This is a genomic window from Paenibacillus sp. FSL P4-0184, assembly GCF_038004625.1.
Classification (GTDB): Bacteria; Bacillota; Bacilli; order Paenibacillales; family Paenibacillaceae; genus Paenibacillus_AQ.
In genome coordinates, this window is sequence record NZ_JBBORN010000001.1 from 3,756,008 (window position 1) to 3,779,200 (window position 23,193).

20 protein-coding genes and 1 other annotated feature are annotated in these 23,193 nt (G+C 45.9%); of the genes, 19 read left to right on the plus strand and 1 reads right to left on the minus strand.

Translation table 11 applies throughout. From position 1 onward, the window contains the following. The first annotated feature begins 70 nt into the window (after positions 1–70). From sigE to MKY52_RS16420, 11 genes are all read left to right on the plus strand, one after another. Positions 71–793: an RNA polymerase sporulation sigma factor SigE gene (gene sigE / locus MKY52_RS16370; protein WP_028530613.1), complete on the plus strand. Its 723-nt coding sequence runs from the start codon at positions 71–73 to the stop codon at positions 791–793. A gap of 78 nt (positions 794–871) precedes the next feature. Beyond that, a complete protein-coding gene (sigG, locus tag MKY52_RS16375) occupies positions 872–1,654 on the plus strand; it encodes an RNA polymerase sporulation sigma factor SigG (RefSeq protein WP_036683631.1) in 783 nt (260 codons plus the stop codon). A 209-nt stretch (positions 1,655–1,863) separates the two neighbouring features. After that, positions 1,864–2,208: a YlmC/YmxH family sporulation protein gene (locus MKY52_RS16380; protein ID WP_076284758.1), complete on the plus strand. Its 345-nt coding sequence runs from the start codon at positions 1,864–1,866 to the stop codon at positions 2,206–2,208. A gap of 133 nt (positions 2,209–2,341) precedes the next feature. After that, positions 2,342–3,199: a peptidoglycan editing factor PgeF gene (gene pgeF, locus MKY52_RS16385; RefSeq protein ID WP_341052307.1), complete on the plus strand. Its 858-nt coding sequence runs from the start codon at positions 2,342–2,344 to the stop codon at positions 3,197–3,199. Positions 3,200–3,202: 3 nt separating this feature from the next. Then, positions 3,203–3,889, plus strand: a complete 687-nt coding sequence (locus MKY52_RS16390) for a YggS family pyridoxal phosphate-dependent enzyme (protein WP_042190837.1) — start codon at positions 3,203–3,205, stop codon at positions 3,887–3,889. 11 nt (positions 3,890–3,900) lie between these two features. Next, complete coding sequence (locus tag MKY52_RS16395) at positions 3,901–4,341, plus strand: cell division protein SepF (protein ID WP_042190833.1); 441 nt, start codon at positions 3,901–3,903, stop codon at positions 4,339–4,341. A gap of 34 nt (positions 4,342–4,375) precedes the next feature. Beyond that, entirely contained in the window at positions 4,376–4,615 is a 240-nt protein-coding gene (locus MKY52_RS16400; protein WP_042194359.1) for a YggT family protein, read from the plus strand. Between the two features lie 9 nt (positions 4,616–4,624). Continuing rightward, on the plus strand, positions 4,625–5,407 hold the full coding sequence (locus MKY52_RS16405) for a YlmH family RNA-binding protein (protein WP_042190831.1): 783 nt from the start codon (positions 4,625–4,627) through the stop codon (positions 5,405–5,407). 227 nt (positions 5,408–5,634) lie between these two features. Further along, complete coding sequence (locus MKY52_RS16410; protein WP_042130215.1) at positions 5,635–6,147, plus strand: DivIVA domain-containing protein; 513 nt, start codon at positions 5,635–5,637, stop codon at positions 6,145–6,147. 240 nt (positions 6,148–6,387) lie between these two features. Next, positions 6,388–6,662 (plus strand) — a binding site (T-box leader). A 374-nt stretch (positions 6,663–7,036) separates the two neighbouring features. Next, complete coding sequence (gene ileS, locus MKY52_RS16415) at positions 7,037–10,129, plus strand: isoleucine--tRNA ligase (RefSeq protein ID WP_341052309.1); 3,093 nt, start codon at positions 7,037–7,039, stop codon at positions 10,127–10,129. A gap of 335 nt (positions 10,130–10,464) precedes the next feature. Further along, positions 10,465–10,755 carry a DUF5665 domain-containing protein gene (locus tag MKY52_RS16420; protein WP_371915735.1) on the plus strand — a complete coding sequence of 97 codons (291 nt, stop codon included), beginning with the start codon at positions 10,465–10,467 and terminating at the stop codon, positions 10,753–10,755. A gap of 426 nt (positions 10,756–11,181) precedes the next feature. On the opposite strand, the gene MKY52_RS16425 is transcribed toward MKY52_RS16420, so the two are convergent. Next, on the minus strand, positions 11,182–11,907 hold the full coding sequence (locus MKY52_RS16425; protein WP_341052310.1) for a TraR/DksA C4-type zinc finger protein: 726 nt from the start codon (positions 11,905–11,907) through the stop codon (positions 11,182–11,184). 246 nt (positions 11,908–12,153) lie between these two features. Here MKY52_RS16425 and lspA point away from each other — a divergent pair, with 246 nt between their 5' ends. From lspA to carB, 8 genes are all read left to right on the plus strand, one after another. Next, positions 12,154–12,666, plus strand: a complete 513-nt coding sequence (gene lspA, locus MKY52_RS16430) for a signal peptidase II (RefSeq protein ID WP_341053436.1) — start codon at positions 12,154–12,156, stop codon at positions 12,664–12,666. After that, entirely contained in the window at positions 12,659–13,630 is a 972-nt protein-coding gene (locus MKY52_RS16435) for an RluA family pseudouridine synthase (protein ID WP_341052312.1), read from the plus strand. The genes lspA and MKY52_RS16435 overlap by 8 nt, the downstream gene beginning before the upstream one ends. Positions 13,631–13,837: 207 nt before the next feature. Beyond that, a complete protein-coding gene (locus MKY52_RS16440) occupies positions 13,838–15,091 on the plus strand; it encodes an LL-diaminopimelate aminotransferase (protein ID WP_076299647.1) in 1,254 nt (417 codons plus the stop codon). Between the two features lie 624 nt (positions 15,092–15,715). Then, positions 15,716–16,279 (plus strand): bifunctional pyr operon transcriptional regulator/uracil phosphoribosyltransferase PyrR, encoded by a 564-nt coding sequence (gene pyrR, locus MKY52_RS16445; RefSeq protein ID WP_042130202.1) that lies wholly within the window; start codon positions 15,716–15,718, stop codon positions 16,277–16,279. Between the two features lie 4 nt (positions 16,280–16,283). Continuing rightward, positions 16,284–17,189 carry an aspartate carbamoyltransferase catalytic subunit gene (locus tag MKY52_RS16450; RefSeq protein ID WP_042190812.1) on the plus strand — a complete coding sequence of 302 codons (906 nt, stop codon included), beginning with the start codon at positions 16,284–16,286 and terminating at the stop codon, positions 17,187–17,189. A 110-nt stretch (positions 17,190–17,299) separates the two neighbouring features. After that, entirely contained in the window at positions 17,300–18,583 is a 1,284-nt protein-coding gene (locus MKY52_RS16455; RefSeq protein WP_341052314.1) for a dihydroorotase, read from the plus strand. 118 nt (positions 18,584–18,701) lie between these two features. Continuing rightward, the gene (carA, locus tag MKY52_RS16460) at positions 18,702–19,880 is read left to right on the plus strand and encodes a glutamine-hydrolyzing carbamoyl-phosphate synthase small subunit (RefSeq protein ID WP_042190808.1); all 1,179 of its coding nucleotides are present in this window, start codon (positions 18,702–18,704) and stop codon (positions 19,878–19,880) included. 1 nt (position 19,881) lies between these two features. Then, complete coding sequence (carB, locus tag MKY52_RS16465) at positions 19,882–23,109, plus strand: carbamoyl-phosphate synthase large subunit (RefSeq protein ID WP_341052316.1); 3,228 nt, start codon at positions 19,882–19,884, stop codon at positions 23,107–23,109. The last annotated feature ends 84 nt before the right edge of the window (positions 23,110–23,193 follow it).

Sequence of the window (23,193 nt, forward strand, 5' to 3'; positions counted from 1 at the left end):
AACTTCTGATGGCTGAAAGCGGGAATTAAAAGCTTCATACGCTAACCGTGTACTTCTTGGAGGAGGAACAATAATGGTCAAATGGAAAATTGCTCTGCAGCTGCAATATTACCGCATGCTGTTTCTACTGGGGCTGAAGAGTCAGGAAATCTATTATATCGGCGGGAGCGAGGCTCTACCTCCACCGCTGACACGGGAAGAAGAAGAGTATCTGCTTCAGCGGCTATCTAGCGGCGATGCTGCTGTTCGTGCGATGCTGATTGAGCGTAACCTGCGCCTCGTAGTGTATATCGCTCGTAAATTTGAGAATACCGGAATCAATATTGAAGACCTTGTTTCGATAGGGGCTATCGGATTAATTAAGGCGGTTAACACTTTTGATCCCGAGAAAAAAATAAAACTAGCAACATATGCATCACGTTGCATAGAGAATGAAATTTTGATGTATTTGCGGCGTAATAGCAAGACACGGAGTGAGGTTTCTTTTGATGAGCCTCTTAATATCGATTGGGATGGTAATGAGTTGCTGCTCTCAGATGTTTTAGGGACGGAAAATGATACCATCTATCGGAACATTGAAGAACAGGTCGATCGCAAGCTGCTGCAAAAGGCGCTGGAAAAGCTGAGCGAACGGGAAAGACTCATTATGGAGCTGCGTTTCGGACTGCGTGGGGGCGAAGAAAAGACGCAAAAAGATGTGGCGGATCTGCTCGGAATTTCCCAATCCTACATTTCTCGTCTGGAGAAACGAATTATTAAGCGGCTGCGTAAGGAGTTTAACAAGATGGTGTAAGGTGAAATTAGCAAGGAATAAAATGGCCAACCCGGGAGATAATGTACAGTAATGTTTCTCCTTGGGAGGTAAATCATCATGACCCGAAATAAAGTCGAGATTTGCGGTGTGGATACTGCTAAGCTGCCTGTTCTAACGAATGTGGAAATGCGGCAACTGTTCACTTCGCTGCAGCAGCAGGGCGAGCGATCCGCCAGAGAGAAATTGGTAAATGGTAATCTTAGGCTCGTTCTAAGTGTTATCCAGAGGTTCAATAATAGGGGAGAATTTGTTGACGATTTGTTCCAGGTGGGCTGCATCGGTCTGATGAAAGCCATCGATAATTTCGATTTATCACAAAACGTTAAGTTCTCCACATATGCGGTTCCGATGATTATTGGTGAGATCCGCCGTTACTTGCGTGATAACAATCCGATTCGAGTATCGCGTTCACTCAGAGACATTGCTTACAAGGCGCTGCAGGTACGCGATAGTCTGACCAATCAGAATTCGCGGGAACCGACGATATTCGAAATCTCTGAAGCACTTGGCGTACCGAAGGAAGATGTAGTCTTTGCCCTTGATGCTATTCAGGATCCAGTGTCCTTATTCGAACCGATCTATCATGACGGTGGCGATCCTATTTATGTAATGGACCAGATTAGCGATGATAAGAATAAGGATGTGTCGTGGATCGAAGAAATCGCCTTACGTGAAGCGATGCGTAAGTTAGGTCAAAGGGAGAAACGAATTTTATCCATGCGGTTTTTCGAAGGGAAAACACAGATGGAGGTCGCAGATGAGATTGGTATCTCACAGGCACAGGTCTCACGTCTAGAGAAATCTGCGATTCAGCAAATGCAAAAGCATGTGAAGTCTTAAATCGTCTGAAATGAGGAGATATCCAGAATCCGTGATAAGGATTTTGGGTGATCTCCTCTTTTTACTGTTTCAGGAATTATATTGAGCCCCCGCAAAGTACCTTGGTAAGCATCTAAGCATAGCCTCACTTTGTGGGGATATTTCATGCATGTGGCCAAGCTTTCATAACATATATTGGACTATAGGTCTGATTGTACAGGGGTGGTGAGATGAACGAGGATTATTTAGGATCAGCCAAAAAAATGAAAATCTCTGATTTTCAGACTAAGGACGTTATTAACATTGTGGACGGCAAGCGGCTGGGCCAAATCAGTGACTTAGAGCTTGATTTACGCCGAGGTGTCATTGATGCAATCGTAATTCCCGGATACACTCGGTTTATGGGGTTGTTCGGAGGCGGAACCGATCTGATTATTCCCTGGCGAAATATTGTCAAAATCGGGTCTGATGTAGTGCTTGTGAAGATTGAAGAATCAAGAATGCCTCAAGGGCAGGACGAGCGAGAAACGATGTATTTGGAACGAGGGGACCGAGGTGAACGGCGCACTTATTAATTAGGTGCGTTTTTTGTTTTTTATAAAATGATTTGAAATCGCATGGCTTAAAAGTTAGTAAATTTGATGTTCTAGCTTAAGCGGCATTTTGTAGGGGTATTTACATGTGGTACACTAAGGCGGAGGTGAGGATATGGAACCGTTTGTGCAGGGGAAGGAAACACTTATGTTGCTCCATCTGGAGCCTTGGCGTGTGAAGCATAAAGAAATTACAGCAGGTTTTACGGGTAGACAGGGAGGGGCTAGCAAAAAGCCTTATGACAGCCTGAATTGTGCATTTCATGTTGGGGATGCTCCGGAAGATGTCTTAACGAATCGTAGAGCGCTTGCGGAAGCTCTTGATTTCAAGCCGGAAGCTTGGACCTGTGGGGAACAAACCCACGGAGCAGAAATAGCAGTGGTAAGGGAAGCCGATCGTGGGCGGGGTCAAAAGGATAGAACCTCGGCATTTCAGGCAACTGATGGTTTGCTTACGGATGTACCGGGAGTTTTGCTGACTTCTTTTTATGCGGATTGTGTACCCCTTTATTTTTATGATCCTGTGCACCAAGTCGTCGGTCTTGCCCATGCGGGCTGGAAGGGAACTGTGGCCCAGATTGCAGCCGCTATGGTGAGTAAAATGGAGACCATTTACGGAAGCCATGCGCAGGACATTATTGCAGCGATCGGACCATCCATTGGTGACTGCTGTTATGAGGTGGACGATTATGTGATGGAGCATGTTCATCGACTGGAAGGTGATCTGAGTAAGCCAACAGAAACAGCCAGTACTGTGGAGCTGTACAGAACATCTGACACAGATGAGAACAAATACATGCTAAACTTGAAAGAAATGAATCGACGCATTATGATTAAAGCAGGAATATTGCCGACTCATATCGAATGTACATCTTGGTGTACAAGCTGTAATCAAGATTTGTTCTTTTCTTATCGTAAAGAAGATGGGGTTACAGGCAGGATGACGAGCTGGATCGGAATAAAGGAGAGTTGAAAGTTGGCTTTAACACTGCAGGAGAGAATTGCTGAGGTAGAGGAACGTGTAGCACGTGCCTGCGCGGCAAGCGGCCGGGATCGAAATGACGTCAAGGTAATTGCAGTGACGAAATATGTTTCTCTGGAAATGGTGTCCTCCGTATTGGAGGCAGGCCTGGAGCATATTGCCGAGAGTCGCTGGCAGGATGCTGAGCACAAATGGAAGGTTTTAGGGGACCAAGGGACATGGCATTTTATCGGGCATTTGCAGACCAATAAGGTTAAAGACGTTATTGGCAAGTTTCAATATATACACTCTTTGGACCGGATATCTCTGGCGCAAGAATTACACAAAAAGGCGATTGCCGCAGATCAAGAAGTGAATGTCTTTCTTCAAGTAAACATCTCTGGAGAAGATACGAAATTTGGTCTGTCGCCTGAGGCGGTACCTGGATTTTTGCGTGAAATTGCTAGTCTAGACCGTGTAAAAGTAATTGGACTAATGACGATGGCACCTTTAGAAGGTGATCCGGAGCTTACCCGCCCTGTATTTCGCGGACTTCGTGAGCTGCGCGATGAGCTCAATCAACTTGCTTTGACACCTGAACCGATTACGGAGCTATCAATGGGAATGTCGAATGATTTTGAAGTGGCGATACAGGAAGGAGCCACCTGGGTACGCCTAGGTACGGTGTTAGTAGGCCATTAGGAGGGATCGTGATGAGCGTTATGAACCGATTTATGAGTTTTTTGGGCTTGCAGGAGGAAGAAGAAGTTGTGGAGCGGGAGCAAATCCACGAAGAGGATGAGTATGAGCCAGCCCCTGTCGAAACCCGCAAAAATCAAAGGGGCAACGTTGTCAGTATCCATTCGCAGAAGAATGTAAAAGTTGTGCTTTATGAGCCACGTTCGTACGATGAGGCTCAGGAAATTGCGGACCATCTCCGTTCTCACCGGACGGTAGTGATCAATCTTCAGCGTGTCCGTAATGATCAGGCAATGAGAATTATTGATTTTTTAAGTGGAACCGTTTATGCCCTTGGGGGAGGAATCTCTAAAATTGGGGGCAATATATTTATGTGCACGCCAGATACCGTTGAAATTCAAGGTGCCATTACGGAAATCCTAGGTGACGATCCAGACTATAACAGAATGAGGTGAATGAGCTTTGCCCCAAATTGATTACATTATTGATATGCTGTTTAATATTTATTTTTACATGATTATTTTCTACGTACTGATGTCGTGGTTACCAAACGTTCGTGAGAACTTTATCGGAGAACTGCTGAGCAAGCTTGTTGAGCCGTATTTGACACCATTTCGTCGGTTTATTCCGCCACTCTTTGGTACGCTTGATATTTCCCCGATCATTGCACTATTCGTCTTGGAATTTGCGGCAGGTGGACTCAAATCCATTTTGCACTTAATTTTTTAGGCAGAAGTGATGAAGACAGAAGTTTACGGGCATTTTCATCCCGATGAAAGACAATTTGTGGACAAGGCTTGGGAATGGGTTACCCATGCTGGAGAATATCATGAGACGAAACTGACCGAATTTCTAGATCCGCGCCAAGGATTTATTCTGCAAAGTCTGGTCAATCGACATCCAGATGTTATCGTTAGATGGGAAGGCGGCCACCCTGAGGCAGAGCGGAAGCGAGCACTCATTGCGCCTGATTACCGTGATCTGGATCATGAGGACATGGAGCTGAGCGTTCTTGCGATAACCTCTGGTGAGCAAAAGTTTCTGGCGTTAGAGCATGGGGACTACATGGGCTCTATTCTGGGTCTTGGAGTAAAACGTGGAAAAATCGGTGATATTCATGTTCTGGACGATGGTTGTCATGTGGTAGTAGCTGCAGATATTGCAGATTATTTAGACATGAATTTAACTGGAGTACACCGAATACAGGTGAGCACGGAGGTATTGCCACTTTCTGCCTTGCGTAATAGTGAGGTGAAGCTGGAAATGATGGATTTGACTGTAGCGTCCCTACGATTGGATGGCATAGCCGCAGATGTAACACGGCTTAGCCGAAGCAAAATTCTTGCTCCCATCAAGGCTGGGCGCGTTCGGGTAAATTGGAAAGTGGAAGAAGACCCTTCCTGCGGACTTAAAGATGGTGACATGGTATCTATTCAAGGATTTGGTCGATTCAAGGTTCTAGAGGTTGGTAGTTTGACGAAAAAGGGCCGATACCGTGTTCAGGTTGGTAAATTTGTGTGAATCCCTTGCAGGAATCCAGCTTTACTTGTCGAAATTGATTATTTCGAGGGAATCAAACATTTTTAAAGCAGGACGCCGATATTTTATAAAAGAGGCGAACCATGAATGGCAGTTGGAACGTCGATACATCCTCTGCCTTTACTTGAAGTACAGTCTTTCTTCTTTGTCTGCTGCGCAGGTATGGTTCAGAGACTTAGAAGGTCCGAAATTTCTAGGAGGTGCACAGCATGCCATTAACACCGCTCGATATACATAACAAGGAGTTCTCTCGGAGACTTCGCGGTTATGATGAGGACGAGGTCAACGAATTTCTGGATCAAGTAATTAAGGATTATGAAAGTGTCATCCGTGAGAACAAAGAGCTGCAGAATCAGCTTTTGTCCATTCAAGAGCGTTTAGATCATTTTGTGAATATTGAAGAGAGTTTATCGAAAACGATCTTAGTCGCTCAGGAAGCGGCGGATGATGTGAAGAACAACTCCAAGAAGGAATCGCAGCTCATTATCAAGGAAGCGGAAAAGAACGCGGATCGGATTATTAACGAAGCGTTATCCAAATCCCGTAAGGTTGCTATTGAGACTGAAGAATTGCGTAAGCAAGCTTCGATCTATCGCACTCGTTTCCGCACATTGGTGGAAGCACAGCTCGAGCTGTTGTCACAGGATGACTGGAATGCCTTGGAGAGTCGTGAGGCAAGCGAGAACGTAACCTTTAAGGATGATGTTCTACATCGTATCTAATGCATTATGATGAATGAATGCTGATTGAATTTATAGGGGGAATTCCCTCTAATTTATAATTTCATGCTATAATCGGCTAAATAGAGGGAGTTATTCCCTCTATTTTTATTTTCCGCTAAAATCGATCATAATAAAGTATTCCGCCTGCACAGGTATACTCCTAATTGCGGATTTGGCTAGCGGTTGTTGACATTTAGACTTAAAAAGTCTATAAATAGAACATATCTGTATATTGTTTATATGTATTCGATGACGGGACAAGTACGACAAGGTAACGTTCTCCAGAGAGTCGGCGATTGCTGAGAGCCGATTGTTCGAACCCTGCCGGAAGATCTTCCCCTAGAAGTTAAGCTGAAGCGTTGATCGTGCGTAAGCTTAGCCGTCCGCCGGACGTTACACCGGACCTGTGCATGAGATTTACGCGCAGGACTGAGATTGTGCTGAATACACTCCCCTTAAGGATGTGCTCATGCGCAGAATTAGGGTGGTATCGCGAGCGTTGTCTCGCCCCTTTGGGGGTGGGATGACGCTTATTTTGTTGTTCCGGGGCGGGCCATCCCCCTAAATCCCCCTTTCTAAGGGGGACCCCAAGGGCTGCCGCCCTCTGGACACCCGTAATGTAAAGCCTCGTGCAAACGGGTACGGTGGTGGAAGCGAACGGACTCATGTGGCTGAAGGAGCGGCCCTTCTTAGGCTCCCCTGGCGGGTTAGCCTGCGGGGCCTTCACTGCTAGAGCAGACCGGCGTTTCACTCGCCGGTCCCAGTGGCACCCCGAGCCCAGTGCTGCCCTGCGGGATCGCGGCTCGGGTACCGAAGGCAAGAGCTGAACCAGACTGCCCAAGGACGAAAAGAGCTTTACAGACTAAACCATGAAAGGATTGACCATCACATGCAAAAAGTAGATGTCAAAGAAAAAGCGCGGGCAAGAGATGTCCGCATACTGAAGAAATGGAGCGACGAAAATACGTTCCGTAAATCGATGGAGAATCGTGAAGGACGTCCGAACTATGTATTTTACGAAGGTCCTCCAACAGCGAACGGTGCACCGCATATCGGGCACGTGCTGGGCCGTGTAATCAAGGATTTCATCGGTCGTTACCAAACGATGAAAGGTTACCGCGTGGTACGTAAAGCGGGCTGGGATACACACGGTTTGCCAGTAGAACTAGGCGTACAAAAGAAGCTTGGCATCTCCGGCAAACAAGAGATCGAGGAATATGGCGTAGAAAAATTCATTCAGGAATGTAAAGACAGCGTCTTCGGTTATGAGAAGCAATGGCGCGAGTTTACAGAGGGTATCGGATACTGGACGGATCTAGATAATCCTTACGTAACTTTGGATAACACATATATCGAGAGCGTGTGGAACATCTTGGCTACTGTGCATGACAAAGGGTTGCTCTACCGCGGACATCGGGTTAGTCCTTACTGCCCAAGCTGTCAGACTACCCTAAGCTCCCATGAAGTAGCCCAAGGCTACAAGACCGTCAAGGATCTCAGTGCGACTGCAAAGTTCAAACTGGATGACAGTGGAGACTACGTACTAGCTTGGACGACTACACCTTGGACGCTGCCAGCACATATGGCGTTAGCCATGAACCCTGACATGGATTATGTACGTGTACAACAAGAAGACGGTATCTACATTGTTGCCAAAAATTTGGTGGAGGAAGTAATGAAAGGCGAGCACACAGTCCTTTCTACACATAAAGGTTCCGAGTTTATCGGCAAAACCTACGCTCCTCCATTCGGATACATCAAGGCAGAGAAAAGCAATGTCATCGTAGGTGCTTCCTTCGTTACAGATTCCAGTGGTACTGGGATCGTACACATGGCACCAGCGCATGGTGAAGATGACTATAAGACTTGCCGCGAGAACGGCATCAGCTTCGTGAACGTGGTTGATAATTCCGGTAAGTATACGGATGTAGTGTCTGATTTTGCTGGACGCTTCGTGAAAGATTGCGATTTGGATATCGTTAAAGCTTTGTCTGAAAAAGGACTGCTTTACGGTAAAGAAAAATACGAGCACAGCTATCCGTTCTGCTGGCGTTGTGATACACCACTCTTGTACTACGCAACAGACAGTTGGTTCATCAACACTACAGCGATCAAAGATCAGCTGATTGCTAACAACAACAGTGTAGATTGGTATCCTGATCATGTACGTGAAGGCCGTTTCGGGAAGTTCCTGGATGAACTGGTGGACTGGAATATCAGCCGTAATCGTTACTGGGGCACACCGCTTAATGTTTGGGTATGTCAAGAAACGGGCAAAGAGTTCGCTCCACACAGCATTGAAGAACTGAGAGCGATGGCGATTGGCGATGTACCTGAGGATATCGAGCTGCATAAGCCTTTTGTAGATAAGATCAAGCTACGCAGTCCTTTCAGCGAAGGGGCAGAGATGGTTCGCACACCAGAAGTTATCGATGTTTGGTTCGATAGTGGTTCGATGCCATTTGCGCAAAGTCATTATCCATTTGAGAACGAGGATAAGCTGAATGATCAATATCCAGCGGATATGATCTGTGAAGGGATCGACCAGACACGTGGATGGTTCTACAGCTTACTAGCTGTATCTACCTTGTTTAAAGGTAAAGCTCCATATAAAGCTGTTATTGCTCACGGTCATATCCTTGATGAGAATGGTCAAAAAATGTCCAAATCAAAAGGCAATGTCATTGATCCTTGGGATATCATGAACGATTACGGCACGGATGCTTTCCGTTGGGCGATTCTATCCGATAGTGCACCGTGGAATAACAAACGTTTCTCTCGTGGCCTTGTAGGTGAAACCAAATCCAAAGTTGTAGATACACTGGTGAATACGCATGCGTTCTTGACGCTTTATGCAGGCATCGATGGTTATGATCCTGCCGATCATCCTTTTAAAGTATCGGAACATAAGTTGGACCGCTGGATTTTGTCCCGTCTGAACAGCTTGATTCTTTTGGTAGACAAAGGACTTGCAGTTAATGACTTCGTGAATACATCCAAAGGTATTGAGAACTTTATAGATGAGCTGAGTAACTGGTATATCCGTCGTTCCCGTGATCGTTTCTGGGGTAGTGGTCTAGGTGAAGATAAGCTGGATGCTTACCGTACACTGACCCATGTGCTTTTGAAGACAGCGTCTTTGATGGCTCCATTTACACCGATGTTGTCTGAAGATATCTTCACGAACCTTGGCGGCGGAGAAAGTGTGCATTTAGCAGATTATCCGGTTGCTGATGAGAGCTTGATCGATAAAGAGCTGGAAGAGGATATGGAAAGTGCGAGACAAATCGTTGAGCTGGCGCGTAACGTGCGTAACGAAACAGGCATTAAGAATCGTCAACCGCTGTCTGAGCTGATCGTTTCGATGAACCGTGACTTCCATTTGGCTGAGTATGAAGAGATCATCAAAGACGAGATCAACATCAAGAACATCGTGCTAGAGACTAGCGATAGTGGATTTGTTGACTTCACACTCAAGCTGAATCTTAAAGTTGCCGGTAAAAAATACGGTAAAAACGTCGGCTTCCTGCAAGGCTTCCTAAAAGCTTTGGGCAGTGACTCTACCCGCAAAGCGGTGCAAGATGGCTCAATCGCGATTGCGACGCCAGAGGGAGAAGAACTGGTGATCACTTCTGAAGAGCTACTCGTTGAAAAAGAAGCTAAAGCAGGTTTCGCCGCAGCTTCCGGATATGGAATTACGGTTGCGCTCAATACCGAAATCACACCTGAGCTTGAACAAGAAGGCTGGGTTCGTGAGATCATTCGTGCGGTTCAAGATTACCGTAAACGTTTGGATCTGCCGATCGAGAAACGGATCGCACTCACGCTGAGTGTAGACGATGAGCTTAAAGCAGCAGTTACAGCCTTTGAGAATGTATTGCGAGACAATGTACTTGTGACTACGGTTGATTTTGGCGGAGAACACGCTTTTGAAACGGTAGATGTCGGTGGTAAATCCATCGGTATCCATATTGAAGTGTAAATCTGCATTACCTGTCCCAAAACAGCATATACTAGCGGCACAAGTATAAACAGAGAACTTCTGTTTATGCGGGAAATATAGTCTTTATATTTCGCCCGCGAAAATAACGAGCCTCGTGCTCAAGGAGATGTATTCTCTTTGACCGGGCTCGTTTACTTTGTGGCGAATATAGACGTATGAGAGGAGCTGTGGCTGTGGAGGATCAGAAGAACAGAATCTCCGTCAAGACATCCGGCAACAAGAACAGCCCAGATAAGGGAGTGGAGAAAAAGGTTATTCCTGAGGAAAACCCTGAGCGTTTAACAGCAGATCATCGCAATCCAGAAGACATTCCACTGGAAGAAAAAATGAATACAATGTATCGATTAACCTTTGAATGGGCCCATATCTTAGAGAAATCACGAATTTATCAGTATACGGAGCTGTTATATTCACCTTGGACTCTAATTTGGAAAAATATTTTATATGGAGCGGCTCGTGGAGTAGGGATCGCGCTTGGTTTTACTTTTTTTGCGGCAACGATCATCTATGTTCTTCAGGTTCTTGGAGCCTTGAATCTACCGATCATCGGAGATTATATTGCGGATATTGTACGAATTGTTCAGCGTCAGCTGGAATTCAAATAGCTTTTTAAGGCGTAGCTGTCTTTACTTGGTTTGTAGGAGAGAGTGGGGTTCGGTCAATCTTCTTTGGTGGATTTATCCAACCTTGGGCTTCTATATTTCTCCCCAGTCCGTACCTTTCCTTTTTTAATCTTTGGAGAGGGCTGCGCTGCTTTTTTTCCTCGTGTATGATGCGTAAGCCTCTCATTAATAATAAATATCGTCGGTCATCTTCATGACTGAGTTGTTGTACATTTTTAAAATAGTCGTGATTCACTTACGTTACACTCCTTGTATGTCGATTTCAGCATGCGTTAGATCAGTTTACCAGCTGAATCTGAACATTTTCTTAACAAAATGACATAGCGCAGAAAAAATAAAAAAACAGCGGGCCATTCCACGATGAAACTGGAACCGCACGCTGTTCATTTTTTTGTGGGGACGATGCTTTTACTCCTCGCCTTCGAGCGGATCAAGCATGTAACTTCCCTCGCCACTATCCTTGTAACGCTCGTAGCTACGTCCCGGTACTACAATTAAATGGTTCCCTGTAATATCGGTGGCGATAAAGTTCTCCCAAGGCTCTACGCAGCCTTCCAGCTCATCAGCTTCAATTTCCATATCATTATAGGAGTCAATGTTGCTACCCTCCGCCATGGCGGGGGAATCGGAGTTTCCATAGCTTTCTACAATCTGCCAGGCATCCTCACCGTCAAATCCGTTTTGATCCTCTCGTTCATCGAGACTCGTACGCCCAAATGGAGGAGACAAAAATTCTTCTTCAATGGGCCGAGTAAAAGGTGCATTTTGACGTGGGGCGTGCTCTTTACAATAAAGCGTGGAGGGAATAGCGGATAGACGCTCAAAAGGGATCGGTTTACCGCTAGCTTTACATATCCCATAGGTGCCTTCATCCATAGCGTTGAGAGCAGCTTCAATATCATCCAGCTCATGCTCGTCCCGCTCTAGCAGTGAAATATCCATGGAGCGGTTATACAAATCGGTGCCTGCATCGCCTGGATGGTTGTCATTCTCGGAAAGTTCTCCGGTGCCATCCCGCATGGATTCCTGTAAGCCGTAATTTTCATTATTCTGAAGCCTGTGCTGAATAGTATCACGGTCTTTTTCTAATCGGGCGCGTAGCTCTGAGAGCTGCTGTACTGTCAGGTGCGTCATGATGAGTAAGCTCCTTTCTGTACTTTTTTAAGAATCCTTCCGACAAACCGATTTGCACCGGATGGTTCTTTGTTAGGTTGACCTGAGAGGCGTTATTTTAGCGATGGAAAATAGTCCCCAAGATTAAGCGCCCGAGAGGTGTCACGCAATAGACGATCTTCTAAGGGCTGTGCTACAATATACAAGTCTAATAACAGTATTCGTACCGCATTTGGCGGGAAAAATAAGAACGGAGTGACAACTTCTGTGGTGTACTATTTGATTGCTCTTATTGTATTTTTGGTGGATCAGGGAACGAAGTATCTCATTGCCACACGTCTGGAGCTTGGGGAACAGATTCCGGTGATCGGGAACTTCTTCCTAATTACCTCACATCGTAATCGCGGGGCTGCTTTTGGGATTCTACAAGGTCAGCAATGGTTCTTCTTTTTAGTTACGGTTGTAGTGGTTGCAGGTATCGTTTGGTACTTGAACAAAACTAGACATTCGCGGAATATGCTATCGGTCGCCCTTGGACTTGTTCTGGGTGGAGCGATAGGTAACTTCCTAGACCGGATGATCAGTGGTGAGGTTGTCGATTTCCTTCTGTTTAATTTTGGAAGCTATAGCTTCCCGATTTTTAACGTTGCGGATTCATGTATCGTCATTGGGGTTGGGTTGATTCTTTTGGACTCCTTCCGCGATCTTAAGAATGGTGAAGAAATCACGGAAATCAAAGAAGTAAAAGAAGCAAAGGAAGTAAAAGAAGGGAATGAATGATTTGAGTAAAGACGTCAATCACCAAGCGGCATCTACGAGCGAAGAAGAGAGGGACGTCACGGAGTGGACCGTTTCAGCAGAGAACGCGCGGGAGCGAATCGATAAATATATAACGGAATCTTGGGAAGAGGATATTTCTCGTTCTCAGGTGCAGCTGTGGATCAGTGGTGGCCATGTTAGGGTTAATGGGGCACCGGTTAAAGCTAACTATAAGCTCTCAGAAGGCGATAAAGTTTCCATTGTCGTACCAGCAGCGGAAGTTACGGACTTGATCCCAGAGAATATTCCTCTTGAAGTTGTATACGAAGACAGCGATGTCATTGTTATAAATAAGCCGCGTGGTATGGTTGTACATCCGGCTGCCGGGCACCCGTCAGGCACCTTGGTAAATGCACTGATGTATCACTGCAAGGATCTGTCCGGTATTAATGGTGAGATTCGTCCAGGTATTGTACACCGTATTGATAAGGATACCTCTGGTCTTATTATGGTGGCTAAAAATGATGCCAGTCACGCGTCGCTCGCAGCACAGCTTAAAGAGCACAGTGTAACACGCCGCTATATAGCAGTTGTACACGGCAATTTGTCGCATGACAAAGGAACGGTTGACGCTCCGATCGGTAGAGATCCACACGATCGCAAGCTATACACTGTAACGGAAAAGAACAGCAAGAAATCTGTGACCCATTTTACGGTTATGGAACGTTTCGGTGACTGTACATTACTGGAGCTGCAGCTGGAAACTGGCCGCACGCATCAGATCAGAGTGCATATGAAATTCATTGGTCATCCGCTTGTGGGTGATCCGATTTATGGACGCAGTAAAGGAACAGCTATGAATGGACAGGCGTTACATGCGGCGGTGCTTGGATTTATTCATCCTACGACAGGTGAATATAAAGAATTCAGCAGACCTATTCCGGAAGACATGGAAGATGTTCTGTTCACATTGCGCAGCAGATAAGTACAAATGAAGTGATAATTAGTCTATGGTATTGAACTCTGCTTTCCATCATATTTAATAACATAAGGATAAAGAGAAGGTTATGCCTTATTCTTTATCCTTATTTTTTATCACAGAAACGGATCTCTAGAAACATAAGCCATCCAAGGGACGGCGAAGCCGTTTCTTCTAAAATTAGAATAGATATCCAGGAGATGAGATGAAAGTATGAGTATTGAACAATACCAAGACAGCTTCATTCAGACTAATTTTGCAGACCGCATCGGCGGTGCGAACTACGGCAAGGACACTTCGATTTATAAATTCGAGAAAATCAAACGTGCTAAAGCATCCGCAAAACAGGACTTTCCTGATATTGAATTGATCGATATGGGCGTAGGCGAGCCAGATGAGATGGCTGATGCAGGTATCGTGGCTAAGCTTGCTGAAGAAGCAGCTAAGGAAGAAAACCGTGGTTATGCGGACAATGGAATTGCTGAGTTTAAGACAGCTGCTGCTGATTATTTGCGGGAAGTATTCCGTGTTGAAGGCATTGATCCCGTAACGGAGGTAGTTCACTCGATCGGTTCTAAGCCTGCACTGGCAATGTTGCCTTCTTGCTTCATTAACCCAGGAGATATTACGATCATGACGGTGCCGGGTTATCCAGTGCTGGGTACACACACTAAATACTTGGGTGGACAAGTGTTTACAGTAGAGCTGAAGAAGGAGAATAACTTCCTTCCAGATCTGAACGAAATTCCAGAAGAAGTTGCTCATAAAGCCAAGCTTCTTTACTTGAACTATCCAAACAATCCGACGGGCGCTAGTGCGACTCCTGAGTTTTTTGCTGAGGTAGTTGCATGGGCTAAAAAATATGATGTAGTCGTTATCCACGATGCACCATATGCTGCCTTGACCTATGACGGTTTGAAGCCGCTTAGCTTCCTCTCTGTGCCAGGTGCTAAAGATGTTGGCGTAGAGCTGCATTCCTTGTCCAAGTCTTACAATATGACAGGCTGGAGAATCGGCTTTGTTGCAGGGAATCCTTTAGTGGTTAAAGCCTTCAGTGATGTGAAGGATAATAATGATTCCGGTCAATTTATCGCGATTCAAAAAGCTGCGGCTTACGGTCTTGCTCATCCAGAGATTACTGAAGCGATTGCTGCCAAGTATTCTCGTCGTCACAACCTTTTGGTAGATGCACTGAACAGCCTGGGCTTCCAAGCTGAGAAACCAAAGGGCTCCTTCTTCCTTTATGTTGCAGCACCTAAGGGTGTCAAAGGTGGTCGCCGTTTCGAATCCGGTGAGGATTTCTCGCAATTCCTGATCCGTGAGAAGCTAATCTCCACCGTGCCTTGGGATGATGCAGGTCCGTTTGTACGTTTCTCTGTTACCTTTATTGCAAAAGGGGAAGAGGAAGAAAGACGTGTCATCTCTGAAATCCAAAGACGCTTAAGCGATGTGGAGTTTGAATTTTAAACATTAGTTAGACATTGAAGCCGCCTAGGGGAAACCTTGGGTGGCTTTTCTTTATGTAGTGGCTAGTCTACTGTGGATTAGACTACTGTAGAATAGAGCCTGTAAGATAGGGAATTCTTCCCTCTAATTTTGTGTTTTAGCTTCAATCCGCTAGAATATAGGGAATTTCCCCCTCTATTTCAGCATATTTGGTTGTATTCAAGGAAATCCTTTAATTTATAGGGAGGAATTCCGCATAAACTGATTATAATGACTATTGTGGCCTAATTATAGGGAGGTTTTCCGGTTTTCCCTATAATACCGCCTTCCTTTTGTTGTTAATAGAAGCAGGCTTGGAAAGTGTTGTAGTTTAGGCAGATAAAGTTGACATGCAGGGTTTGTTCTGTCATAATTCTCATTAAATGAATAGCGCCTTTAATTCAGTCCTGTGAGGCTGGCAAGGTAACGTGAATCGAGGTTCGCGACTCTTAGAAAGGTATCCGTGTGTATACACCGGACTGTCTTTTTATGCGCGCGGCCACCATCTTCTTCATCTGCGGATTTCACTCCTTGCCTGTTATAGGCAAGGAGTTTTTTGATTTCCAGGAACTTGAACAGGCGAAACAAGTGGAGGGTGACAAGATTATGGTTACTGAGAAAAATGTAATTATGGACGAAACGGCGATCCGCCGGGCATTATCGCGTATTGCTCATGAGATTTTGGAGAAGAACAAAGGGATTGAGAATTGTTTGCTGGTCGGTATCCGGACACGAGGCGTATACCTAGCACAGCGTATCGCTGAGCGGATCAAGGAAATTGAAGGCGTCGAGATTCCTTACGGCGAACTCGACATCACGCATTATCGGGATGACCGTGAAGTAGGAGGCAGTGAAGCGGTAGTGAAGAGTAACGTCATTATTACTTCCGGCAGTGATGGCATCCATGATAAGAAGGTCATTTTGTTCGACGATGTGCTTTACACCGGACGCACCATCCGCGCAGCGATGGACGCTTTGATGGATTGCGGACGCCCACGAATGATTCAACTGGCAGTACTGGCTGACCGTGGACACCGCGAGCTGCCGATCCGACCAGACTACATCGGTAAGAATGTACCTACCTCAAAGCATGAGCAGATTGAAGTGGCGCTGAAGGAATACGACGGCAAAGACGAGGTCTACATTATTTCAAACCGGGAGGAACGATAACATCATGACACTTACCAAGGTAAAGGAACGTAGTCTGCTGGGAATAAAAGAGCTTGACCGGTCGGAAATCACTGGGCTGCTGGACAGAACAGCATACTGGGACAATCAGAGCGAGAAGCTAACTCCCATTTTGAACTCGCATTTTATTTCTAACATGTTCTTTGAGAACAGCACACGCACTCGTTTCTCCTTTGAAATGGCAGAGAAACGACTGGGTGCACAAGTACTGAATTTTACGGCTGCAGCTTCTAGTGTAGAAAAAGGGGAGTCGATCTACGATACAGTACGCACACTGGAATCGATGGGGATCGATGCCGGAGTTGTGCGTTTGAAGCCTGCAGGTGTGCTGCAGCAGTTAGCTGAGAAGGTGTCCATACCGCTTATTAATGCGGGTGACGGCAACAATGAACATCCAACACAAGCGCTGCTTGATCTTTACACCATGACCAAAACGTTTGGAGATTTAAAGGGTCTCACGGTTTCTATTATCGGGGACATCATGCATAGCCGGGTAGCACGCTCCAATCTGTGGGGACTTACAAAGCTAGGGGCTAAAGTGCAATTCTGTGCACCGGAGAATATGAAGGCTCCTGAGCTTATGGAATACGCACCTTATGTAACCATAGAAGAAGCTCTTAAAGCAGATGTAGTCATGATGCTTCGTGTGCAGTTGGAACGTCATTCTTCTGGTATCGTACTTTCCGCGGAAGATTACCGCAGACATTATGGTTTAACGGAAGAACGCGCAGCAAAGCTCGCAAAAGATACAATCATTATGCACCCAGCTCCGGTTAACCGGAATGTCGAGATTGATGATGCAGTTGTAGAAAGCAGTCAATCAAGGATTTTCCCGCAAATGTCTAATGGGGTTCCGGTTCGGATGGCAGTTCTCGAAAGAGCTTTATTATAAAGTTTAAAGAATGATGATGAATAAGGACTAATAAATATACACAAACATGAATTTTTATTATATAATAACGAGAGGGCCCGCAGCCGGGATCTGTGGGTAAAGGTAGAATCATGACAGTGATTATTAGAAACGCCAGCGTATTGAATAAGGAAGGCTTGTTAGAGCGGAGACATATTGTGCTTGAAGAAGGTGTTATCTCGGCCTTGATCGATGGAAAAGAAGCTGCTCCAGAAGCTGGAGAGATCATTGATGCTGAAGGCAAGCTGCTCATTCCAGGACTCATTGATATGCATGTGCACTTACGCGAACCGGGATTTGAACACAAGGAAACCGTGGAAACCGGAAGTCGTTCGGCTGCTAAAGGCGGATTTACAACCATCGCTTGTATGCCTAATACCCGTCCAGTAACAGATACCCCGGAAATCGTACAATTTGTCAAAGATAAAGCGCGTGAAGCAGGACTCGTTAAAGTACTTCCTTATGCAGCCATTACAAAAAATGAGCTCGGACGTGAGCTGACTGATTTTGCAGCGCTTAAAGAAGCTGGAGCTATTGGTTATACTGACGACGGCGTGGGCGTGCAAAGTGCTCAAATGATGAAAGATGCTATGAACATCGCCGCAGCACTGGATATGCCAGTCATTGCTCACTGCGAGGATAATTCACTGGTTGAAGGCTGCTGTGTAGCCGAAGGTGAGTTCGCAAGAAAGCATGGCCTGAAAGGAATTCCAAATGAGTCAGAAGCCATCCATGTTGGACGCGATATTTTGCTGGCTGAAGCGACAGGCGTTCATTACCATGTGTGCCATGTAAGTACTGAACAATCGGTGCGACTGATTCGCCAAGCGAAAGAAATCGGCATTAAAGTAACTGCTGAAGTGTGTCCGCATCACTTGCTGCTCTCTGAAGAAGATATTCCAGGCCTTGATGCCAATTGGAAAATGAACCCGCCGCTTCGCTCCCGTCACGATGTTGAAGCATGTATCGAAGGTTTGCTTGACGGCACACTAGATATGATTGTTACGGATCATGCGCCGCATAGTGAGGAAGAGAAAGCTAAAGGCATGCAACTTGCACCTTTTGGTATCGTTGGATTCGAAACAGCTTTCCCACTACTATACACAGCGTTTGTAGCAACAGGGAAATGGGATTTATCCTTACTAGTACAAAGAATGACTGCTGATCCTGCACGGGTATTCAGACTGAACACCGGTGTGATGGATATCGGAGCTCCTGCAGATTTGACACTGATTGATTTGGAGCAGGAGAAAGAAGTAGACCCAGGATCTTTCGCAAGTAAAGGACGGAATACTCCTTTTGGTGGCTGGAAGCTTAAGGGCTGGCCAGTAATGACATGGGTAGACGGCAAAGCCGTATGGACTGAGAAAAACTAGCGGACCGGTGGGGCGGAGTTGCTGATCTTTACGGATGCAGCGATTGTGTACACGTTCACTCCGGAAGGCTTGTAAGGCATAAGCATTAGACTACAGAAACAAGAAGGAGTGGAATGGAATGCAGGCGAGATTGCTGCTGCAAGACGGAACTTTATTTACAGGTACCGCATTTGGCGCTGAGGGCGAGAAGACAGGCGAGGTTGTTTTTAATACAGGAATTACAGGATATCAAGAGGTGCTGTCTGACCCTTCATATTGCGGACAAATCGTTACTATGACTTACCCATTGATCGGGAACTACGGGATTACTCGGGATGACTTTGAATCTGTTCGACCTTTCGTACACGGCTTTGTAGTGCGCCGTCATGAAGAAGTACCTAGTAACTGGCGTGCTGAATATAGTGTGGACGACTTGTTGAAAGAATACGATATTCCAGGGATCAGCGAGATTGATACTCGGATGTTGACTCGGATTATTCGCCACTACGGAACAATGAAAGCGATCCTGACCACCTCTAACAAACGTGTAGAGGAACTGATGGAAATGATGGGAAATACTACGATTGAGGAATTGCGCAATCAGGTAGCTCGTACATCAACTGCAAGTTCGTACAGCAGCCCAGGCAACAAAGAAAGAATTGTACTTGTGGATTACGGTGCGAAGGCTGGTATCCTACGTGAGCTTAACGAACGTGGTTGTGATGTTGTTGTAGTGCCACATGATGTAAAAGCGGAAGAAGTTCGCCGTCTGAACCCAGATGGTATCCTACTGTCCAACGGCCCTGGGGACCCGAAAGATGTGCCTCACGCTGTCAAGACGATTTCCGAATTGCTTGGTGAATATCCGATCTTCGGCATCTGCCTTGGTCATCAGTTGTTTGCACTTGCTTGTGGAGCGGATACAGAGAAGCTGAAATTCGGTCACCGCGGTGGGAATCACCCTGTGAAGGAACTGGAAAGCGGACGCTGCTTCATCACTTCCCAGAACCATGGTTATACCGTGAATGAGGAATCTGTGAAGAACACTGAACTAGAAGTTACTCACATTAATAATAATGATAAGACTGTTGAAGGTATTAAACATACACGTTACCCAGCATTTTCGGTGCAATATCATCCAGAAGCGGCGCCAGGACCACATGACAGCAGCTACTTATTCGATCGCTTCCTCCAATTGATTGCCGATCATAAAGCAAAGACACCTGTTGTTTCACGTCAGGCACAACTTGCGGCAAACGCCAGAATCACGGCGCCAAAAACTAACTTACAGCTTGAAGCCGTGAAAGGAGCTCTATAACATGCCAAAGAACGATAAACTTAAAAAAATACTAGTGATCGGTTCCGGACCGATCGTCATCGGCCAAGCAGCGGAGTTTGACTACGCAGGAACTCAGGCTTGCCAAGCCCTTAAAGAAGAAGGCGTGGAAGTCGTACTGATTAACAGCAATCCAGCAACGATTATGACAGATACAAATATTGCAGATAAAGTGTACATCGAGCCTATTACGCTTGAATTCGTAACTGCGATTATTCGCCAAGAGCGTCCAGATGGATTGCTTCCAACGCTGGGCGGTCAAACTGGCCTAAATATGGCTGTAGAATTGGCTCGTGCAGGTGTACTTGAGCAAGAGAATGTTAAGCTTCTCGGTACACAGCTTGATTCCATTGAGAAAGCAGAAGATCGCGATTTGTTCCGTGATCTAATGCGTGAATTGGATCAACCTGTACCGGACAGCACCATTATCACTACTGTAGATGAAGCAATGAAATTCGCCGAGGAAATTGGATTCCCTCTAATTGTACGTCCAGCTTATACACTTGGCGGCACAGGCGGCGGGATCTGCGATAACGAAGAAGAGCTGCGTGAAACTGTCAAAGCAGGAATTCGTTACAGCCCGATCGGACAATGTCTGGTTGAGAAGAGTATTGCCGGCATGAAGGAAGTTGAATACGAGGTTATGCGTGATGCTAATGACAACTGTATCGTTGTCTGCAACATGGAAAACTTTGATCCTGTAGGCGTACATACAGGTGACAGTATCGTTGTGGCACCTAGCCAGACGTTATCGGATCGTGAATACCAAATGCTGCGCACAGCTTCGCTCAAAATCATCCGCGCCCTGAATATTGAGGGTGGATGTAACGTACAATTCGCACTTGATCCACAAAGTTATCAATATTATGTAATCGAAGTAAACCCGCGTGTCAGCCGTTCCTCGGCTTTGGCGTCCAAAGCAACTGGATATCCGATTGCCAAAATGGCTGCCAAAATCGCTATGGGTTACACGCTGGATGAAATCGTCAATCCGGTTACCGGACAGACTTATGCATGCTTTGAACCTACACTTGACTATATCGTAAGTAAAATTCCACGCTGGCCGTTCGACAAGTTCATTCATGCGAACCGTAAGCTGGGTACGCAAATGAAAGCGACAGGCGAAGTAATGGCGATCGGCCGTACTTTTGAAGAGTCGATTCATAAAGCGATCCGTTCCTTGGAAATTGGTGTTCACCGGTTCCGTCTGCCAGGTGCAGAGTCACTGGAAGAGAGCGTGCTGCGTGAACGTCTTGCTAAGCCTGACGATGAGCGTCTGTTCCTGATTGCTGAAGCTTTCCGCCGTGGTTACGGTTTGCAAGAAATCCAGGATATTACGAACGTGGACTGGTGGTTCCTTTCCAAAATTGAAGGTTTGATTAACTTTGAAGAGGTTATTCGCGGCGAAGAAACTTTGTCTGCGGAAACTCTATACCAAGCGAAACGTAAAGGCTTTACAGACCGTGCGATTGCTGAGATTCGTGCAGAAGGACAAGCGAACGGGAAATTTACCAAAGAAGCTGATGTGCGCGCGCTACGTTTGGAGCAAGGTTTAACACCTGTGTTCAAAATGGTAGATACTTGTGCGGCCGAGTTCGAAGCTTCTACACCTTATTACTACTCGACTTATGAGACTGAGAACGAGGTCATTCATTCTAATAAGCAAAAGGTTATCGTGCTGGGATCTGGTCCAATCCGGATCGGTCAAGGGATTGAGTTCGATTACTCCACAGTCCATGCGGTATGGGCCATTCAAAAGGCTGGATATGAAGCGGTTATCATCAATAATAACCCTGAGACTGTATCTACAGACTTTAATACTTCGGACCGGTTGTACTTTGAACCATTATTCTTCGAAGATGTCATGAACGTAATTGCGCAAGAGAATCCGATTGGAGTTATTGTTCAATTCGGAGGTCAAACAGCGATTAACCTTGCGGCACCTCTAAGTGCTGCTGGTGTGAAGATTCTTGGAACTAGCCTTGATAGCATTGATGAAGCTGAGAACCGTAAGAAATTCGAAGCTTTGCTGGCACGCCTTGATATCGCTCAACCGAAAGGCAAGACGGTTACCGACGTGGATCAAGCTGTAGAAACTGCACAATCCCTTGGGTATCCGGTGCTGGTACGTCCTTCCTACGTACTAGGCGGACGTGCAATGGAAATCGTATATAACGATACTGAACTGCTTAGCTACATGGTAGAAGCGGTGAAAGTGAATCCGGAGCATCCGGTATTGATTGACCGTTACATGCTAGGTAAAGAGGTTGAGGTAGACGCGATTTGTGATGGTGAGACAGTAGTTATTCCGGGCATCATGGAACATGTCGAACGCGCAGGTGTTCACTCCGGTGACTCTATCGCTGTATATCCTCCTCAATATCTGGATGAAGGTCTAAAAGAGAAAATCGCCGAAATCACAATTAAAATCGCTAAGGAACTGAAGACGATTGGACTGGTCAACATCCAGTTTGTTATCTATCAGAACGAAGTATACGTAATCGAAGTAAATCCACGCTCCTCGCGTACGGTTCCTTTCCTGAGTAAGGTGACAGGAATTCCAATGGCGCATTTGGCAACCAAAATCATTCTCGGCAGCAAGCTGAAGGATGACGGTTATACAGAAGGTTTGTGGCCGGAAAGCGATTATGTATCGGTTAAAGTGCCAGTGTTCTCTTTTGCCAAACTGCGCAGAGTAGAACCTACACTCGGACCTGAAATGAAATCAACCGGTGAGGTTATGGGTCGTGATAAATTGTACGCAAAAGCTTTATACAAAGGTCTGATCGGAGCAGGGATGAAAATTCCAGCCACAGGCGCTATCATCGTTACGGTGGCAGATAAAGATAAAGCAGAAGCTGTGGAACTTATGAAGGGCTTCCACTCCATGGGTTACAAAATCATTGCAACTGGAGGCACGGCACAAGCGCTTGAAGAAGCAGGCCTCAACGTAATGAATGTAAACAAGCTGGATGAAGGTGCGCCAAACATTCTCGACTTGATTCGTGGTGGGCAAGCTAACTTCGTCTTTAATACACTGACTAAAGGCAAAACGCCAGAACGTGACGGATTCCGAATCCGCCGTGAAGCGGTTGAAAATGGCGTCGTATGTATGACTTCACTGGATACAGTGACGGCACTTCTCAGAATGCTGCAGACGATCAACTTCTCGTCACAGTCCATGCCTGCTTTTGTCGGACAATTGAACTAATCTCATAAAGAAGCATAGGGCGGTTTGCGTTTACGCAGACCGTTCCGCTATGCCTAGGGTCTAATAAATGAAGGGTGTGGATGT

Bases quoted from the DNA above. Each gene is read 5' to 3' on its own strand.
- sigG (WP_036683631.1), top strand. From the start codon at position 872: ATGACCCGAAATAAAGTCGAGATTTGCGGTGTGGATACTGCTAAGCTG.
- MKY52_RS16380 (WP_076284758.1), top strand. From the start codon at position 1,864: ATGAACGAGGATTATTTAGGATCAGCCAAAAAAATGAAAATCTCTGAT.
- pgeF (WP_341052307.1), top strand. From the start codon at position 2,342: ATGGAACCGTTTGTGCAGGGGAAGGAAACACTTATGTTGCTCCATCTG.
- MKY52_RS16395 (WP_042190833.1), top strand. From the start codon at position 3,901: ATGAGCGTTATGAACCGATTTATGAGTTTTTTGGGCTTGCAGGAGGAA.
- MKY52_RS16400 (WP_042194359.1), top strand. From the start codon at position 4,376: ATGCTGTTTAATATTTATTTTTACATGATTATTTTCTACGTACTGATG.
- MKY52_RS16405 (WP_042190831.1), top strand. From the start codon at position 4,625: ATGAAGACAGAAGTTTACGGGCATTTTCATCCCGATGAAAGACAATTT.
- MKY52_RS16410 (WP_042130215.1), top strand. From the start codon at position 5,635: ATGCCATTAACACCGCTCGATATACATAACAAGGAGTTCTCTCGGAGA.
- ileS (WP_341052309.1), top strand. From the start codon at position 7,037: ATGCAAAAAGTAGATGTCAAAGAAAAAGCGCGGGCAAGAGATGTCCGC.
- MKY52_RS16425 (WP_341052310.1), bottom strand. From the start codon at position 11,907: ATGACGCACCTGACAGTACAGCAGCTCTCAGAGCTACGCGCCCGATTA.
- MKY52_RS16435 (WP_341052312.1), top strand. From the start codon at position 12,659: ATGAATGATTTGAGTAAAGACGTCAATCACCAAGCGGCATCTACGAGC.
- MKY52_RS16440 (WP_076299647.1), top strand. From the start codon at position 13,838: ATGAGTATTGAACAATACCAAGACAGCTTCATTCAGACTAATTTTGCA.
- pyrR (WP_042130202.1), top strand. From the start codon at position 15,716: ATGGTTACTGAGAAAAATGTAATTATGGACGAAACGGCGATCCGCCGG.
- MKY52_RS16450 (WP_042190812.1), top strand. From the start codon at position 16,284: ATGACACTTACCAAGGTAAAGGAACGTAGTCTGCTGGGAATAAAAGAG.
- MKY52_RS16455 (WP_341052314.1), top strand. From the start codon at position 17,300: ATGACAGTGATTATTAGAAACGCCAGCGTATTGAATAAGGAAGGCTTG.
- carA (WP_042190808.1), top strand. From the start codon at position 18,702: ATGCAGGCGAGATTGCTGCTGCAAGACGGAACTTTATTTACAGGTACC.
- carB (WP_341052316.1), top strand. From the start codon at position 19,882: ATGCCAAAGAACGATAAACTTAAAAAAATACTAGTGATCGGTTCCGGA.